Annotated in this window: 12 protein-coding genes and 2 riboswitches; of the genes, 2 read left to right on the top strand and 10 right to left on the bottom strand. The window is 43.6% G+C overall.

All coding sequences use genetic code 11. The features are described from left to right. Positions 1-34: 34 nt before the first annotated feature. The 8 genes from yidC to EV282_RS01635 all read right to left on the bottom strand — a co-directional run bounded on the left by yidC (position 35) and on the right by EV282_RS01635 (position 8914). Positions 35-784 carry a membrane protein insertase YidC gene (gene yidC / locus EV282_RS01670; protein ID WP_130293214.1) on the bottom strand — a complete coding sequence of 250 codons (750 nt, stop codon included), beginning with the start codon at positions 782-784 and terminating at the stop codon, positions 35-37. Between the two features lie 378 nt (positions 785-1162). Beyond that, positions 1163-2179: a MoeB/ThiF family adenylyltransferase gene (locus tag EV282_RS01665; protein WP_130293212.1), complete on the bottom strand. Its 1017-nt coding sequence runs from the start codon at positions 2177-2179 to the stop codon at positions 1163-1165. After that, positions 2176-2943, bottom strand: coding sequence for a thiazole synthase (locus tag EV282_RS01660; protein ID WP_130293210.1), 768 nt, complete (start codon positions 2941-2943; stop codon positions 2176-2178). Before EV282_RS01660 ends, EV282_RS01665 begins: the two co-directional genes overlap by 4 nt. Positions 2944-2947: 4 nt before the next feature. Then, the gene (gene thiS / locus EV282_RS01655; protein ID WP_130293208.1) at positions 2948-3151 is read right to left on the bottom strand and encodes a sulfur carrier protein ThiS; all 204 of its coding nucleotides are present in this window, start codon (positions 3149-3151) and stop codon (positions 2948-2950) included. After that, on the bottom strand, positions 3141-4214 hold the full coding sequence (thiO, locus tag EV282_RS01650; protein ID WP_130293206.1) for a glycine oxidase ThiO: 1074 nt from the start codon (positions 4212-4214) through the stop codon (positions 3141-3143). Before thiO ends, thiS begins: the two co-directional genes overlap by 11 nt. Further along, the gene (locus tag EV282_RS01645) at positions 4211-4819 is read right to left on the bottom strand and encodes a thiamine phosphate synthase (protein WP_130293204.1); all 609 of its coding nucleotides are present in this window, start codon (positions 4817-4819) and stop codon (positions 4211-4213) included. The genes thiO and EV282_RS01645 overlap by 4 nt, the downstream gene beginning before the upstream one ends. 76 nt (positions 4820-4895) lie before the next feature. Next, positions 4896-5002, bottom strand: a riboswitch (TPP riboswitch). Positions 5003-5129: 127 nt separating this feature from the next. Beyond that, positions 5130-7451 carry an Ig-like domain-containing protein gene (locus EV282_RS01640; RefSeq protein ID WP_130293202.1) on the bottom strand — a complete coding sequence of 774 codons (2322 nt, stop codon included), beginning with the start codon at positions 7449-7451 and terminating at the stop codon, positions 5130-5132. A 164-nt stretch (positions 7452-7615) separates the two neighbouring features. Beyond that, the gene (locus tag EV282_RS01635; RefSeq protein ID WP_242611808.1) at positions 7616-8914 is read right to left on the bottom strand and encodes a YjiH family protein; all 1299 of its coding nucleotides are present in this window, start codon (positions 8912-8914) and stop codon (positions 7616-7618) included. Positions 8915-9115: 201 nt separating this feature from the next. On the opposite strand from EV282_RS01635, the gene EV282_RS01630 reads away from it, so the two are divergent. Both EV282_RS01630 and EV282_RS01625 read left to right on the top strand, forming a co-directional pair. Further along, positions 9116-9385, top strand: coding sequence for a hypothetical protein (locus EV282_RS01630; protein WP_130293198.1), 270 nt, complete (start codon positions 9116-9118; stop codon positions 9383-9385). A 125-nt stretch (positions 9386-9510) separates the two neighbouring features. After that, positions 9511-9696, top strand: coding sequence for a hypothetical protein (locus EV282_RS01625; RefSeq protein ID WP_130293196.1), 186 nt, complete (start codon positions 9511-9513; stop codon positions 9694-9696). 228 nt (positions 9697-9924) lie between these two features. Here the strand turns inward: EV282_RS01625 and EV282_RS01620 are convergent, their stop codons facing one another. Next, a complete protein-coding gene (locus EV282_RS01620; protein ID WP_130293194.1) occupies positions 9925-10824 on the bottom strand; it encodes a stalk domain-containing protein in 900 nt (299 codons plus the stop codon). Between the two features lie 136 nt (positions 10825-10960). Continuing rightward, positions 10961-15256: an alpha-amylase family glycosyl hydrolase gene (locus EV282_RS01615; protein ID WP_130296869.1), complete on the bottom strand. Its 4296-nt coding sequence runs from the start codon at positions 15254-15256 to the stop codon at positions 10961-10963. Between the two features lie 286 nt (positions 15257-15542). Next, positions 15543-15628, top strand: a riboswitch (cyclic di-GMP riboswitch). Positions 15629-15689 lie beyond the last annotated feature (61 nt).

Below are 15689 nucleotides of genomic sequence, written 5' to 3'. Positions count from 1 at the left end.
AATGTCTGGTCGTTTACTTATTTCCGTCGTTTTATTAAAAACTATTAGATGCGGTTTTTCTCTTTATTTTTTGCAACACCACATTTTGAATGGTTAAGAACACATTCCCAACGATCCAATACAGTGGCAGCACAGCTGATAGTTTCCATGCAGAAGCAAGAATAATAACCGGCATAACGTAACCCATCATTTTCATTTGCGGGTTTGCCTCCGTCACCTCACTCGTACTCAATTTGAATTGAACGAAAGTTGTAAGTGCCGCTAAGATCGGCAGCAGATGCAAGGGATCTGCTGAACCTAGGTTAAACCAAAGAAAATTGTGCAGGGCAATTTCTTTCGTTTTGATGATGGCGTAATAGAAGGCGAACAATATGGGCATTTGGATCAAGAGAGGCAAACATCCCATGGATATTGGATTTACCTCGTATTTTTTATAAACCGTCATTAATTCATTTTGTAATTTTAACTGAGTTTCCCGATCTTTTCCGGAATATTTATCACGAAGCAGTTTGATTTCCGGCTGGATCTTTTTCATCTTTTCCTGGTTTTTTGTTTGTTTTAAAGTGAGTGGCATAATCAGGAATCGAATGATGATCGTTAAAAATATAATGGCAAGCCCATAGTTATCGTTAAAGATAGCAGCGACCAACTGAATGAGCTGTGAAAACGGATATATGAAAAAATGGTTCCAGACTCCAGTGCTCTCTGCTGTGATAGGAGCGTTATTGCAGCCTGATAGAATGAAAATAAACATTAATGAAAGAATGGATAAATACTTTTTCAACAATTGTTCCTCCTTGTTTTTAAAACTCTAAGCAAACAAGGAGTGTAAGTGTCCCTCTTTATCATCAGGTGTTTCTTTTCTGAACATTTTACGTGCTATTTCGTTTCGAATGAAACAATAGTTTTGAACGAGGCGTGGGTCTGTCATTATCCTTTCTAGACAGTACTGATCCCTTTTCTCAGGACGATTTGACTTATGGGCTACACGACTGCTTACAAAAGTATAAAACTGTCCAACAATGATGAAAGTCAGCGCGATACTAATCGATAAAAGTATGGCGTCCATATTACATAACAGCTCTAAATACTCCATAAACTCCATAATTCAAATCACCTCCTATTTTCTATTATACAAAAACAGTCAACCTATTCCTATTTTTTATCCTATGAATCTATGATAGATTGATTTCGCTTCTGCAATATCTTTCGTTCCATGAACGAGCGCACGGCCATCTTTAAAAAGAACCAATCGACGACTATCGCTTTGCACTTCCAGCAAAAACGCGTTTCGCCGCACATTACCGTTAGACACCAACTTCTTCTCCATCTCTTCCAAGTCGATCTCGCGGTTGTAGGATGGGCGGATCTGAACTGTATCCCGACCGCATAACACAGCCGTCTTTAATTCAGATCTTCTTTCTAAATAAGGATAAGACGGATTTGGACCGCATGAAGGACAATCCTTTTTCTTCGCCTTTTCCATCCCCAGCTGCATCTGCTGGTTCTCCCAAAGATCAAACGTCACGACCTTACGTCGAACCGCTTTAAAATCGTCAACCAAAATTTTCAAAGCCTCTGCCGTCTGGTAAGCGACGACCATCTGAACTGCCGGGGCAATGATTCCAGCCGTATCACATGTTTGGCCGTTTGCAGGAATTTTATCCAGAAGACAATTCAGGCACGGTCCTTCTCCAGGAAGTATGGTATAGCTGATTCCGTAGCTTCCCACACATGCCCCGTATATCCAGGGTACCTGATATTTTTGAGCCAAATCGTTGATCAAAAGTCTCGTTTCAAAGTTATCTGTGGCATCTAAAATAAGATCGATTCCCGAGATGAGCTCTTCTGCTTCCTCGATGCCCATATCCATCACATTAGCCTCGATTTCTACATTACGATTAATCTTTTGCAATTGATTTTTAGCCGCAATGACTTTTGGCAGCTGATTCTCAGCGTCTTCTTCTGAATATAGCTGCTGACGGTGAAGATTTGTCCAGTCCACATAATCCCGGTCGACGAGGACAATCCTCTTCACACCTGCACGGGTGAGCGCTTCGGCACTAGATGCACCAAGTGCACCTGCGCCTATGATCAGCACGCTTTTTCCGCGAATTTTCGCTTGCCCTTCTTTCCCTATCGGACTAAAAAGTTCTTGCCTCGAATACCTGTCATTCACTTCACACTCAACCCTTCTATAGGACTGCTCGCAGTTGCTGTTTCTTTTCTCGGGATTCTGCCCGCTTCAAATCCTAATTGACCTGCTTCTACAGCTAACTTCATTGCCAAGGCCATCTTCACAGGGTCCTTTGCACATGCAACCGCCGTGTTCAAAAGCACACCGTCCGCACCGAGCTCCATCGCAATCATCGCATCACTCGGCGAACCGATTCCTGCATCCACGATCACCGGAACCTGCGTCTGTTCTATGATAAATTTTAGGTAGAGAGGGTTGATGATCCCTTGCCCAGAACCGATCGGTGAAGCAGCAGGCATGATCGCATGGGAACCCAGCTCTTCCAAACGCCTAGCGAGCACTATATCATCAGACGTGTAAGGCAGAACGATGAATCCTTCTTTCAAAAGTTCTTCTGTCGCTTTTAATGTTTCAACTGGATCCGGCAGCAGCGTTTTCGCGCAGCCGATCACTTCTACTTTTACCATATCACATAATCCCGACGCTTTCGCCAGTTTTGCAATACGTACGGCTTCTGCTGCCGTTTTAGCACCAGCCGTGTTAGGCAGCAAGGTGTATTTTTTCAAGTCGAGCATCTCCAGAAAGTTTGGCTGGCCCGCTTCGTAAATATTCATCCGGCGGACCGCAAACGTTAAAATCTCAGACCCAGAAGCATCTACCGCTTTTTTCTGCGTCTCAAAATCCGTGTATTTCCCTGTTCCTAAAAGCAGTCTTGATAAAAATGAATAAGGTCCAATATGTAACATCAAATCATCCTCCTCCAACAAATCGTACAAGCTCGATTCTGTCGTCTTCTTTTATTTGCTTGTTGTTTTGCTCTTCATTTTGAATAATTTTTTCGTTTACTTCTGCAATGATCATCTGATCGTTCAGTTTTAAATGTTCGAGCAGTTCTGTGACTGATTGAAGCGCATCTGGCACCTGTACCTCATCGCCGTTTATTTTAAGCTTCATTTAAAAGCACCTCTCTTTCTATTTGGTCGGCCATCATAGTTCCGGTGATCGGTGACAGCAGGATTCCGTTGCGGAAATGCCCTGCTGCAACAAGCAGCCCCTCGATCTGTGGATGATGGCCGATATAGGGTCTCCCCTCTTTTGTTTGAGGCCGGATCCCCGTCCACGCTTTTTCAAACGCGGCTTCTTCAATTCCCGGAACCATTTGCCTTGCTCTTTCCATCAATTCAATCATTCCGGCACAGGTAACTTTTTCATCGAAAGTATGAGGAATGCTTGTGGCACCGATCACGAGCCGATTGTTCGGCTTTGGTACGACGTAAACGTTCTTGTATTTGATGGTTCCGGTTAGAAGTGGTCCACTCGTCGTAAACGAAAGGCATTCACCTTTTACGGGCACCATACCAAGCGGAGGTAAGATACTAGAACTCCATACACCGCCTGCTAAAATGACTTGTTGAGCCAATATGGTTTCCGTATTTGTTTCCACACCTGTCACCTGATCTCCGTTTTGCGCGAGCCTCATTACTTCCGTATATTCTCTTACTTCTGTTCCGTAAAATCTTGAGCCTTCCAGAAAAGCTTTTGTAAGCTTTATGGGTGAGACCTGCCCATCGCTAGGAAAGTACACTGCTCCTTTTATGTCAGAGGAAAGTGCAGGCTCCCGTTCCAGAACCTCTTCAGACGATAACCAGCCTACCGACTCTCCATAAAATGCCTCTCTGGCTGCTCGTTTCTGAAGCTGATCAGACTCGGCATCTGTATAGGAAAGCTCATAAATTCCATTTTCAATAAGTTCAATGTCAACACCGCTTACTGCGTACAACTCTTGCGACAATGCCCCGAACATCTGACGGCTCCTTTTTGCAAGCGGAAAGAGAGGGTGATCAACACCAAATTCCATTTGTGCACCAAGCATTCCCGCTGCCGCACTAGACGCTTTCTCTCCGACTCTGCCTTTTTCCAGCAGAAGAACTTTCTTTTGCTTTTTGGATAACTGATAGGCGATGGAACAACCGATCACACCACCTCCAATGACAATGGCATCATACGTTGAACTCATTGGAACACCTCCAGTTCGCGTTTGTATGCTTTCACTGCTTTAAGCGGTGATTCAGCTTCCATAATCCCTGACAAAACGGCAATTCCTGCTGCACCTGTCTGCAGAACTTCTCGAACATTTTCCGGCTGGACGCCCCCGATCGCGATAACTGGCAATGTGCTCTGCTCTACGATATACTGCAACTGATCGATGCCCCTTGGATCTTGATCTCGTTTTGATTCTGTCGGAAAAATGTGACCATAAAAGAGGAAATCTGCTCCGTTTTGTTCCGCATTTCTTACTTCCTCCAAGCAATGAACCGAACAGCCGATCATCAAACCAGGAAAAGCTGCCCGTACGAGAGCTGTGTCCAAACTGCGAAAGCCGAGTTGCACCCCTTTCGCCTGACAGCATACCGCCACATCGACACGGTCGTTTATTATGATTTTACTCATTGGCACGCCGTTACTTTCTAGCTGTTTGAGCAACATGGTCAGTTCTTTCGCAGTTATTGTTTTTTCACGTATGTGAAGAGCAGTGATGTATGAGTGTATTTCACGCGCGATTCTGATGATCTGTTCAGTTCTTTCCTTTCCGGTCGTTATGACATGCAGTTGTTTTTCCAAAATAAAAAACCACCTCCTTTATGCAGCAAAGAGGTGGTTTCACAAATTTTCAGTGTATCATTTCGTTAAAAAAAATCTGTTCCACACACCACTTCCCTACGCTGGTTCTAACCAAATCAGGTTCCAAGGGTCTTAAAGTTCACTTCAATCTCAGCCTTTTACAAGGCACCCCTAGTGGTAATGATCACTATTTAATTCTATATGCTATTATTCTATCGTTAAAGGGCTTTCATCTCAACCCGTTTTACGTTTATTGAAAAACATTACAAAAAACCAGTCAAAGCGCGATACTCTGACTGGTTTTGACTTATTATCTTGCTTCTTTTATATAAACCTCTACTTTATCACTTTCGTTCCCTGCGGAATCTTTTGCATCTACAAAAATAACGGTATGATTTTTCTGTTTGGCGAATTTCACAAGAAAGCTGCCATTTTTGTCTGCTTTAGAGGAGCCAAGCACTCTTCCGGCATGATTTGTTACAGAAACAGTCGATCCAGGTTCTCCCGTTCCAGCAGCCATTTCCTTTGTTACTTTCGTTACTGTCGGAGATTCAGGAGCTGTTTTATCTAAAACTGTTATAGTTGCAGCCTCTGATTGGTTACCAGTAGCATCCACAGCGGTTACTTCTAGTAAGGTACCTGTTTTTTGAACTGGAATTTCTACTGAGAATGTTCCATCATCATCAGCTTGACTCTCTGCCAACACCTCACCATTTATCATGACGGAAATCGTAGAAAGTGGTTCTGCCGTACCTTTTACCATTGTATCTCTATCACTGACTTCATCAACCAATGGCGCTTTAGGGGCAACGGTATCGTTATTTACAAACAACTTGCCGAAATTTGCTGGGTAGTCATCAGCGCTGTATGTGTAGACCGCTTCGTTTCCGGCGATGTCCATAATCTTCACTTGTTTAACAAGCCATTCTCCGTGTTCTGCATCACCAGGAACTGGGATCGAAATATGCATCAATCCGCTCTCGTCCAAATAGTCGGTGTTGCCTGTTAATACTTGCTGACCGCTCGGGCTCACCAGTTCAACCTCAACAAATGCTGGTACCGTTTGAGAATCTTCTGGGTAAACCGTCAATCGAGCTTCTTCGCTGCCTTTGACTTCAGGTGTTTGGAAGATTACCTTATTAATGGTAGGCGGCGTAAAATCATATTCACTGTTCTCCACGTTAAAGGTTCCGAATGATTCTGGATAGTTCTCTACTGTATATGTGACATCTAACACATTTCCGGCAAAGTCTCTCGCGACGATTTGAGATACTCTCCACTCTCCTGGTTCTGTGTAAGGCGGGATAGAAAACTCTCCCATAAAGTTACCTTCTTCATCTTGATAAAGGTATGTACTCGTCATCCCTTTACCTGTGGGACTCTGCATATAGATGTCCATACTCTCAATTCCACTGTTATCGTCAGTTGCCGCAACCCTTACTACGTTCGTATCTTCTGTCACCATTGAATCTTTGTCAAAGGTTACAGATTGAACGATTGGAGCATTGGTATCTTCATTTGCATTTTGGACTTCAAAAGTGCCAAAGCTAGCCGGATACTCATCTTCGTAAAACTGATGATCCACATTTCCCGCATTGTCTTGTGTATATACATTCCAAACTTTGAACGTTGAATTTTTCATATAAGAAGGAACAACAAAGCTGCTTGTCCAGAAACCTTCTTCACTTAAATAGATTCCATCTATATAAAGTCGTTGTCCAAATTCATTTCTCAGTTCCACTGAAAGATAGTTGATTCCAGACAAATCATCATCTGCTTCAAGCTGTAGTGTATTTTCTTGCCCTGCCTCAGCAACTCCGTTTAAAAATAGAATGCTGGAAACCGTTGGTGCCGTATTATCAGGATTGTCGTTTAACACTTGAATGGTGCCAAATGAAGCTGGGTAGTCACCCATATAGTCATCCCAGTTGTACTGATTTCCTGCAGCATCACCGGCATACACCCAGTTTACTTTCCACTTGCCGGGGTCTGTGTATTGCGGAACCCACCATGTAGCTTCAAACGTTCCATCTTCTGTTTTTACAAAATTCGTCACGTAATCGTTTCCGCGTCCTGCTGTATTGTATAAACCAAGTGTGACCCACTCTACTCCTGTATCATCACTCGCTGAAACTTTAATTTTAGTGAAATCGCCTGCTTGAACTTGCTCTTTTTCAAAAGTAATAGCATCCACGATGGGAGCTGCTACATCTATTTCTGCTTCTTCATTCAATATCGTAAAATCATAATTCTCAGGCTGATCGATTTGTTCTCGCGTAAAAGTACTGCTGTTGTAGCTGTCATCGTATAGATAGATGCTTTGAAGCTGCCACGTTCCCACTTCGTCAAATGAAGTTGCTGTAAACTGGCCTGTCCAATGATCGGGACCAGATAATTCAATCACACGCTCTTCCCCCTGTGGAGATAAATACGTAAGGCGTGCTTCTAGCATAAAATAAGCCGAATCCGGTGCATAAAGATCAAACCATACCTGTTCGTTTATCTTCGCTTCTTGCGGACTTACCGATAAACTTTGATAAGTCGGATAGTCTTCGTTTGCAAAACTAGTAAAAGGAAAAATACTAAACATTAATACTGCCATTAAAAATAATGAACTGAATTTCCTTTTCAACTCTTTCTTCTCCCCATTCCATTCAAATCACTGCTTCATTATCATACAATAATTACTGGAAAAATAAAGATATATTTTGATAATTTTAGAAAATAGTACTAGATTACTAAACCACATAAAAAAGGTGCTGCCTAAACACTTCAGCAGCACCCTTAAATCTATTTTTATAGAAGAAGATAAGCCAGTGGAGTCGCTAAAATTAACGCCAGCACCGTACGCTGGAACCAGATCAGTACAAGCTTCGGTAAGCTCACTGGGATTTCTGTAGACAGCACGCACGGAATGCTTGCTGAAAAGAACAGAATAGAAGCGACAGATACAACTCCAATTACAAACTTCGTAACAAGCGCCGCTTCAGCTACAAGGAGTGCCGGCAGGAACATCTCAGCCACTCCGATTGACGCCGCTTTTGCCGCCAGCATCGCATCCGGAAGCTGAAGCGCCCATGTGATTGGATAGAACACGTAGCCGATCCAGTCAAATACAGGCGTGTATTCTGCTAACAAAAGTCCGATCAGACCGACGCTCATGATGGAAGGCAGAATGCTCATCGCCATCACGAATCCATCTTTTAAGTTGGACCAGATGTTGTTCAAAAAAGCTGGAGCGTTCTGTGATGATTCCATCGCGCTTCTCCACGCGGTTTGCAGATATTTCTCGCTTACCACTTCTTCCGGCTGCCCCTCCCCGCCTGAATACGTATCATCCATTCTGCTTAACGGACGGATTCGAACCGTGATCGCTGTTACGAGGAATGTGACAACAAGCGTCGTCCAGAAGTACGTGTTCCACATTTCCATCAGACCGAGCGTGTTTGCCACAACGATCATGAACGTTGCAGAAACGGTAGAGAATCCTGTCGCAATAATCGCCGCTTCTTTTACCGTATACTTCCCTTCTTTAAACACGCGGTTCGTGATGAGTAACCCGATCGAATAGCTTCCTACGAAGGATGCAACGGCATCAACCGCTGACCTGCCCGGTGTTTTCCAGATCGGCCGCATGATTTTTTGCACGAGTACACCGATAAACTCCATCAGACCATAACCGACGATAAAGGCTAAAAATACAGCTCCGATCGGAACGAGCAACCCAACCGGAATCACGAGTTTTTCGAATAAAAACGGCCCCATGTTCGGGTCGCTTAACCAGCCTGGTCCCCACTCAAAGTAAAGAAGAACAGCTGCGACCAAGCCCACAACTTTTAACAAGGAGAACGTGGTTGTGACTCGGTCTTTGTTCCACGTTTTCGTGTAGAACGGATAAACCGCTCCAAGGAGAATGACAAGCAACGCATAGAGCGGAACCGCTTCACCAGCCGTATCTCTTACCCACGTTACAAGGTGATCGAGCGGAATAGACGACTTTCCTTTGACCGTAATCGGAATGAAGAACATGAAAATACCAACTGCACTGAACAAAAGAAATTTTAAGGAATGAGACCAGGAACCTGCAGTTTTCACTTCTTTCAACTCCCTTTCCGTTTGATAAGCCCGCCGTGCCGGGCCCTCCCTACATCTTATCGGGACAAAGTTCGAAATATGCCGAGTCCTGCTTGTACTATTTTTATAGGTTATTTTCCCTTTCCGTACCTTTTCATGTCTGATTATTACGTGTCTGGGGAATACCATTTACATAACTAAATCAATAGGAGTGTTGTGTGGATGAAGTATTTTATTAACGTGAATAAAAGTGTGGAAGAGGAGTACGGGAAAATGTTTGTTTATGATCCCGGTCAAAACCGTGAAAATGATGATGAACTTGAAGTGGTGAACAACCTGGACGAACAGGATCAAGGAAAGCCTTATATCTTTCCAAAGAGCTTTTTGCTGGAAGTTTCAGCTGAGGATTATGAGAGGTATGCTGAGGCTAAGAGAGAAAACAAAAATATGGAAAGCTTGACCGAACAGATTTTAGAGAGGTATCGAAACTAAAGGCGAATTAAAACGAGTAGCGCAGAGAGTGCTTACTCGTTTTTTTATGGAGACATTTATTCCGAGTTCAAAAAGGGAAAATATGTTAAAATATAGCTAATAATTAAGAAAAAAGGAGGTAAATGATGAATTGGGCAGTGTTAAAAGATAAGATGACAGTAGCCGGATTTAGTCTAGCGATCATATTGAACGTAACAGCGATCTTTCTCGCCTCGAAGAGCAACAGTTTTTGGATCTCAATCATTGTTTTTGCATTCGTTATTTTGACATTGAGTGTCCGCAGAGCGGATAGATTATATAGAGAAGGTTAAAGAGCCGCCAATATTGGCAGCTCTTTTTCTCTATGAACCAAGGTCTCTTTTCTATGAGTCAAACTAGGTTTCTATGGCTCAAACTAACCTTTCTATGAGTCAAAGTGCAGGCTCTATGAACCAAACCAATTTCTATGAGCCAAACTGTAAGCTCTATGAGTCTAAACTGTCCATCTATGAGCCATTCCCCATTTAAAAAGGATGCCTCATGAAGAGACATCCTTTTTTTTATGGTCGGATAAACATCTGCGTCCAATACGTCTTATATCCAGTCGTTCCTTTTATATAACCAACACCGATTTGTGTGAAATTATCACTTAAAATGTTAGCCTTGTGGCCCGGACTGTTCATCCACCCTGTCATAACGGCACTCGTTGTCGTATACCCTGCGGCAATGTTTTCACCTGCAGATGTGTAGGATATGCCAAACTGCTTCATCATATCAAAAGGGGAACCGTATGTTGGCGATGTGTGGTCAAAATAATTTTTTACGAGCATGTCACGTGATTTTTCACGAGCCACATTACTTAATGTTGGGTTAAGTGCTAACTCTTTTTTACCATAGCTCGCACGATACTTGTTTACAGAAAAGAACGTCTCAAGCTCATAAACGTTCTGCTTACCGATTGATCCAGTAGACAAATGGGTTTTATAAGTTGGATCTGCTAGATGAAGTGATCCTGTTTCTTTATAAGTTGCTGTATTCGTACTGCCGTTCCAAACGACGTCATATCCGTATGCTTCTCCAACTAAACGAAGCGGTATGTATGTACGATTGTTGATGACAACCGGCTTAACATCAGATTGCTGAATGTAGTATTTATTGCTGTATTGTTTTTCTAAAAAAGGTGATTGAATGTTTAATGCTAGTTTAGCTGTTGTCCCATATTTCGATAGCTGTGAGGTAACAGCGTTTGTGTCAGGATTCCACTTCACATCGGCGTTCATCGATTCGAAAACCGGTCTCAGCGGAACTAACAATCTATTATTTTTCACGATTGGTTGAGCATCAGGAAATACAACACTATCAGTCCCGATTTTCACTTTAAAAGCTTCAGCAGCTGCCTCTGTGCTATTAAAACCTAGAAAAAGAAAAGTGGCAGCTAAAAGACTTCCTATAAATTTCATCCTCTTCCCCCCTCTAAAATCATATATGAATATAGCATATTTATTCTTCCATATTTCTTCAAAACTAGAATAGTAAAGAAAATGTAATGAAAAAAGGTGCTTCCGGAATTTTAATCCAGAAGCACCTCGTTATTTACTAGTTTTTATTGATGGTCAATGTAATATCTTTCGTATTCTTCCCAATCGCCCCGCCATCGTTTTTAAAGATAGCAGACTTATTCTCTTCTGAAGGCTCGATATGAATGTTTAGCTTGTTCTCACCTTGAGATAAGTTCACTGTATGTGAGAACGTCATGTCATCGTTGATCGTGACCGGCTCACCGTTGATCGTCATCACGCCCTCTTTAATCGCATTACCTTTTAACGTGATCGTGTCAGATGTTACGGTTTGGCCGTCTGTATGGGACGTTACGACAACCGGCATGTCGATCCAGCGCAGGATCTTGTCTTGAACGACCATCTCGTTGCCGCCTTGGTTCGTGACAACAATGCTCAGGTCCGTTCCTGGTGCACCGTAGCCGTAGTAGCTCACGTCATCATCGTTCGGGTTGTTTGGCGTGTGATCCGCAAGACCTTCCTGATCCCACGAGCTGTTCTTCGCGTACTTGTACGTGATGACTTCGCCTTCTTGCGCTTCGAACGTGTACTCGTAATCGTTCGTTACCGCACCACCGCGCGTCATCTTCCACGCACCTGTGTTCCAGCCATTCTTACTACCCGGCATCGTGATGTCCACGCCCTGTGGAGTATAAGCTGGTGCATTCACTTTCATCGTCACTTTTACCATGACAAGGTCAGGCGTTACGGTTACCGCGTTCGACTTCACGCTGTTACCCGCTTTGTCGTAGATATGGACTTCATATGAATACGACTTGCCATTTGTTACGTTCATGTCCTTGTACGTCGTAGCGTTCGTATCCAGAATCTGACCGATCACTTCTCCGTCACGTACAATCGTGAACAGGTACGGCTCGTTTGCCCCTTCAACTGACCATTTCAGGTTCACTTGACCAGATTCTTGAGCTGGCTGCTCCAGTGTAACTGAAGATGCCGGAGCCGTTGTGTCGTCACCTTTTGTGTATGTTACAGATTTTGCTTCACTCGTTACCCACGTTCTTCCTAGATCTGTCGAGAACGCGTAGCGGTATTCGTACGTCCCCTCGTTAAACGGCAGGAATGTCCCGCTAAAGTTGTTGAACTCGTCATTTTGCGTTGTGTAGCTTGCTGGATGTGATGTCCAGTTGTCCTTGCCTGGTTCCTTCACTTGAAGTTCGGCTTGCAGACCTTCTGCTAAGTCGCTTTCTGTTTCACCTTTTATAAAAATATCAGCTGAAACATTTTGTGCTTTGGAAAGATCGATCACACCATCTTGAAGCTCTGTTACGTTTGCGATCTCATAGTTTCCGTCTTTTAACGCAACATGCGGGATTGCGGCATCCGATTCTGTTTTTACCGATTCGTTGTTGTCTTTGTCGATCGCAACTACTGCGAAATAGTACTTGCGGCCGTTATCTAGATCGTCAATTTTGATAGAATTCCCTTTTGTTTCTGCTACCTTTTCATAAAAAGCACCGGAGATTGTCGTTTGGTAGACGGCATAACTTCTCGCGTCGCCTTCCCATGAGAGTGAAACGGAGTGGCTAGCTTCCGTTGCCTTCACATTCGTTACCGCTTCAGGACCCTTTAAGTTCTGTCCCTTGTCAGCCACGAGCATGCGACCCGTCATCGCTGGAACTGTAACAGTAAGTTTTCCATCTTTCACAGTTGCTTTGTACTTTTTATCAAGCTGATCTGTCAGCTTCACGTTGTTTACGATCAGCTTCTTCACATCCAGCTCAACGGTTTTCTCTTCACTGCCGCGGTTTGTGATCACGACAGCTGCATTCTTTTTATCCGTACGCGTGTAAGCCAATACATCTTTTTCAGCATACAGATGATTCAGTTCGCCATAGCTGAACAAGTTATGATAGTCAGCACGCACTTTTCCGATTGCTTGATAGTGTTTTACAAGATCCTTATCTTCAGAACCCCAAGGATATGTTCTGCGGTCATCCGGATCTTTAGAGCCTGTAACGCCAGCTTCATCTCCGTAATAAACGGTCGGTGCCCCGGCATAACCCATTTGTAAAATCGCCGCAAGCTTCAAGCGCTTTACGCCAAGCTCGTGGTTGTAGTTCGGATCCAGTTCAGCACGCTCATAGGAATCTGTTCCATTTCCAAGCACGAATGCTGCACGTGGTGTATCGTGCGACCCCATCAAGTTCATAAGCGCATAAAATGCTTCTTGCGGATAGTCTTCAAATACAGCGTTCAGCTGATCTTCAGCACCTTTTGCGTTTCCGTTTTTCAGGTAATCAATCATCGCACCGCGGAAACGGTAGTTCATAACTGAGTCGTAAAGATCACCGAGGAAGTATTCAGACGCGTCATCCCAGATCTCGCCAAGGATCAGCGGATCATCCTTCTTGCCTTCTTTTAGCTCGTCACGGAACTCTCTCCAAAACTCGGTATCTACTTCGTTCGCTACATCCAAGCGCCAGCCTGATGCACCGCGATCGAGCCAAGATTTTGCCGCAGAATCTTCGTCATACATGATGTAGTCTGCGAAAGGTTTGTTGTTCAGTTCAGAATCATAATCTACTGCTTCACCTGGAATTGATTTGATCTCAGGAAGCGAGTCAAATCCCCACCACGCCTGGTATTTATAGACGCCATTTACTTTATCGTTTTCGATGTTGAACCAGTTGTGGAAGCCATATGAGCTGAACTTCTGGCCTTCCGCTGTAAACTTCTCTTCAGTTTGTTTTTTCGCTTCTTCTTCTGTTAAGCCTTGCTCGTTCATCAGGTCATAGATGCTCGCCCAATATTCGTAAGCACCAACCGTGTTGTATTTTCCGTAACGGTCAAAATAGATCGAGTCGTCGCCAACATGGTTGAACACGCCGTCTAAGATCAGGTGCATCTTGCGTTTTTTCAGTTCTTTTGTAAAAGCTTTAAATTCCTCAGGTGTTCCAAACATCGGATCGATCGCCTTGTAGTCAGTCGCATCGTATTTGTGGTTCGATGCCGCATGTGCGATCGGATTCAAGTAAAGTGTATTCACGCCAAGGGACTGAATATAGTCGAGTTTTTTCTGAACGCCGGCAATGTCACCGCCAAAGAAATCGTTCGACCAGATTTCGTCGCCTTCGTATCCTTCTGTTTCAGCTTGACGCGGATTGTCTGGGAGCTCACTCCACTCTTGATGTTCGATCGGTTCTTCACCGCGCGCTGTTGTTTTTGCTGTGTCGTTCTTTTTGTTCCCGTTGAAAAAACGGTCAGGGAAAATCTGATAAACGACAGATTCCTTCATCCAGTCTGGTGTTTTATAAGAAGGATCATAAACCGTAATTTGGAAAAGACCAGCGTTCGTGTCAGCAACCACACCTTTTCCGCCTTCTTGCGTGTCTTCACCATATTCTTTTACAGCGTCTCCATCACGCGCCGTAAATTTATAGCCGTAAACGCCTTTTTCTTCAGGTGTAACCGTTGCTTCCCAAAGCTCGATCTCTTCACCGTTAACAGTTGTCCATCCGGCATTCTCCATATCTTTTACAGTAGTACTGCCAGAGTTGTAGTTTCGAAGGTAAAGTTTCGCGCCAGTCAGGTCGCCTTTTTTCGTTTGAAGACGCAGTGTTACGCTGTCTTTCGCTTTAACTGCTCCAAAAGGTGCACGGAATGCCTCGTTCCACGTATCATGGAAAAGCTTGTCCCCGTTCACGCTGCCGTCCGGTAATCCAGCATCATAATTCGTATACACTTCTTTCGTGTCATGGTTATAAAAGAACGTAATTTCAGCGTCTTTTATGACGTTTAATACAAAGTTGTTGGCTGGATATGCAGGCGCATTCCAATCGTTTCCGAGAACAATTTTAAACTCATGCTTCCCTTTTGGTACTTGTGTTGTATATGTGTAAATGTTGTCTAGATCTTCATCTTGTAAAAGTGCTGTGGATTCACCTGGTGCCCATTCACCGCCAGCTCCGATATCAGGCTGAATGTCGCCGACGATACGCGGAGTCTGTTCTTTCGGAAGGGGCTCGGGAAGTGTCACTTTATGCGTCGTGTCATCATACATAAACGTTACCTCTTTTTCAGAATCGAGAGTAAGTTTGTAGTTGTCACCACCGGCTTTCCCGTCAACGCCATAGTTCTCATCCCAAGAACCGTTGATGGCGATCTTGTATTCGTACGTGCCTGCTGGAAGAGTTCCTGTCAGCTTGTACTTTCCGTTCGGCTGCAGCTCCATCTTTGTAGCAGAATCAGCTGGATTCCATTCACCAGCACCGCCAAGTTCTTCTTGCAGGCTACCAACGAGCGTCACCGTTCTTTCTTCAGCTGTCGCTTTTGCTGGCTGTATAAGCAATGCAGATGCAAACGTTTGCAAAATCATCGTAACTAATAAAAGCCATGAAACTGCGTAACGCGATTGTTTTTTCCTCACTTCTTTATCCCCCTTTTAAAATGTTGTGCAAATAAGTGAAAGCGTTTGCACAAAACCATTTAAGTTAGCGCTTTCATTTCAATTATTATCCCATGTTTTCTTTTATTGGAAAATGCGTCATTCGGCTGATAAGGCTGTAAATAAATAGGTAAATATTCTTATTTTCCTTTAAAACCTTTATATATAAATCACTTCTAACCGATATAAAGCATGAATCAAGAACACTGGAAACGTAAAAGGATAAAGGCAAACCTATGGAAACATAGCGACGCAAAGCTAAAGGGGCTTCTGCACACCGTGCAATGCCAGCCAGCTGCCGTTTTTTCGGAGCACACTCCGCCAAACGGCATGAGTGTGTCTTTTTATAGTTTTCCAATTCTTT

This window comes from Fictibacillus sp. BK138, from assembly GCF_004216955.1.
Taxonomy (GTDB): domain Bacteria; phylum Bacillota; class Bacilli; order Bacillales; family Fictibacillaceae; genus Fictibacillus.
The sequence above is the reverse complement of the archived record's forward strand: the minus strand, read 5'-3'. Positions and strand labels throughout refer to the sequence as shown.

Bases quoted from the DNA above. Each gene is read 5' to 3' on its own strand.
- EV282_RS01615 (WP_130296869.1), bottom strand. From the start codon at position 15,256: ATGATTTTGCAAACGTTTGCATCTGCATTGCTTATACAGCCAGCAAAA.
- EV282_RS01620 (WP_130293194.1), bottom strand. From the start codon at position 10,824: ATGAAATTTATAGGAAGTCTTTTAGCTGCCACTTTTCTTTTTCTAGGT.
- EV282_RS01660 (WP_130293210.1), bottom strand. From the start codon at position 2,943: ATGTTACATATTGGACCTTATTCATTTTTATCAAGACTGCTTTTAGGA.
- EV282_RS01630 (WP_130293198.1), top strand. From the start codon at position 9,116: ATGAAGTATTTTATTAACGTGAATAAAAGTGTGGAAGAGGAGTACGGG.
- thiO (WP_130293206.1), bottom strand. From the start codon at position 4,214: ATGAGTTCAACGTATGATGCCATTGTCATTGGAGGTGGTGTGATCGGT.
- EV282_RS01625 (WP_130293196.1), top strand. From the start codon at position 9,511: ATGAATTGGGCAGTGTTAAAAGATAAGATGACAGTAGCCGGATTTAGT.
- thiS (WP_130293208.1), bottom strand. From the start codon at position 3,151: ATGAAGCTTAAAATAAACGGCGATGAGGTACAGGTGCCAGATGCGCTT.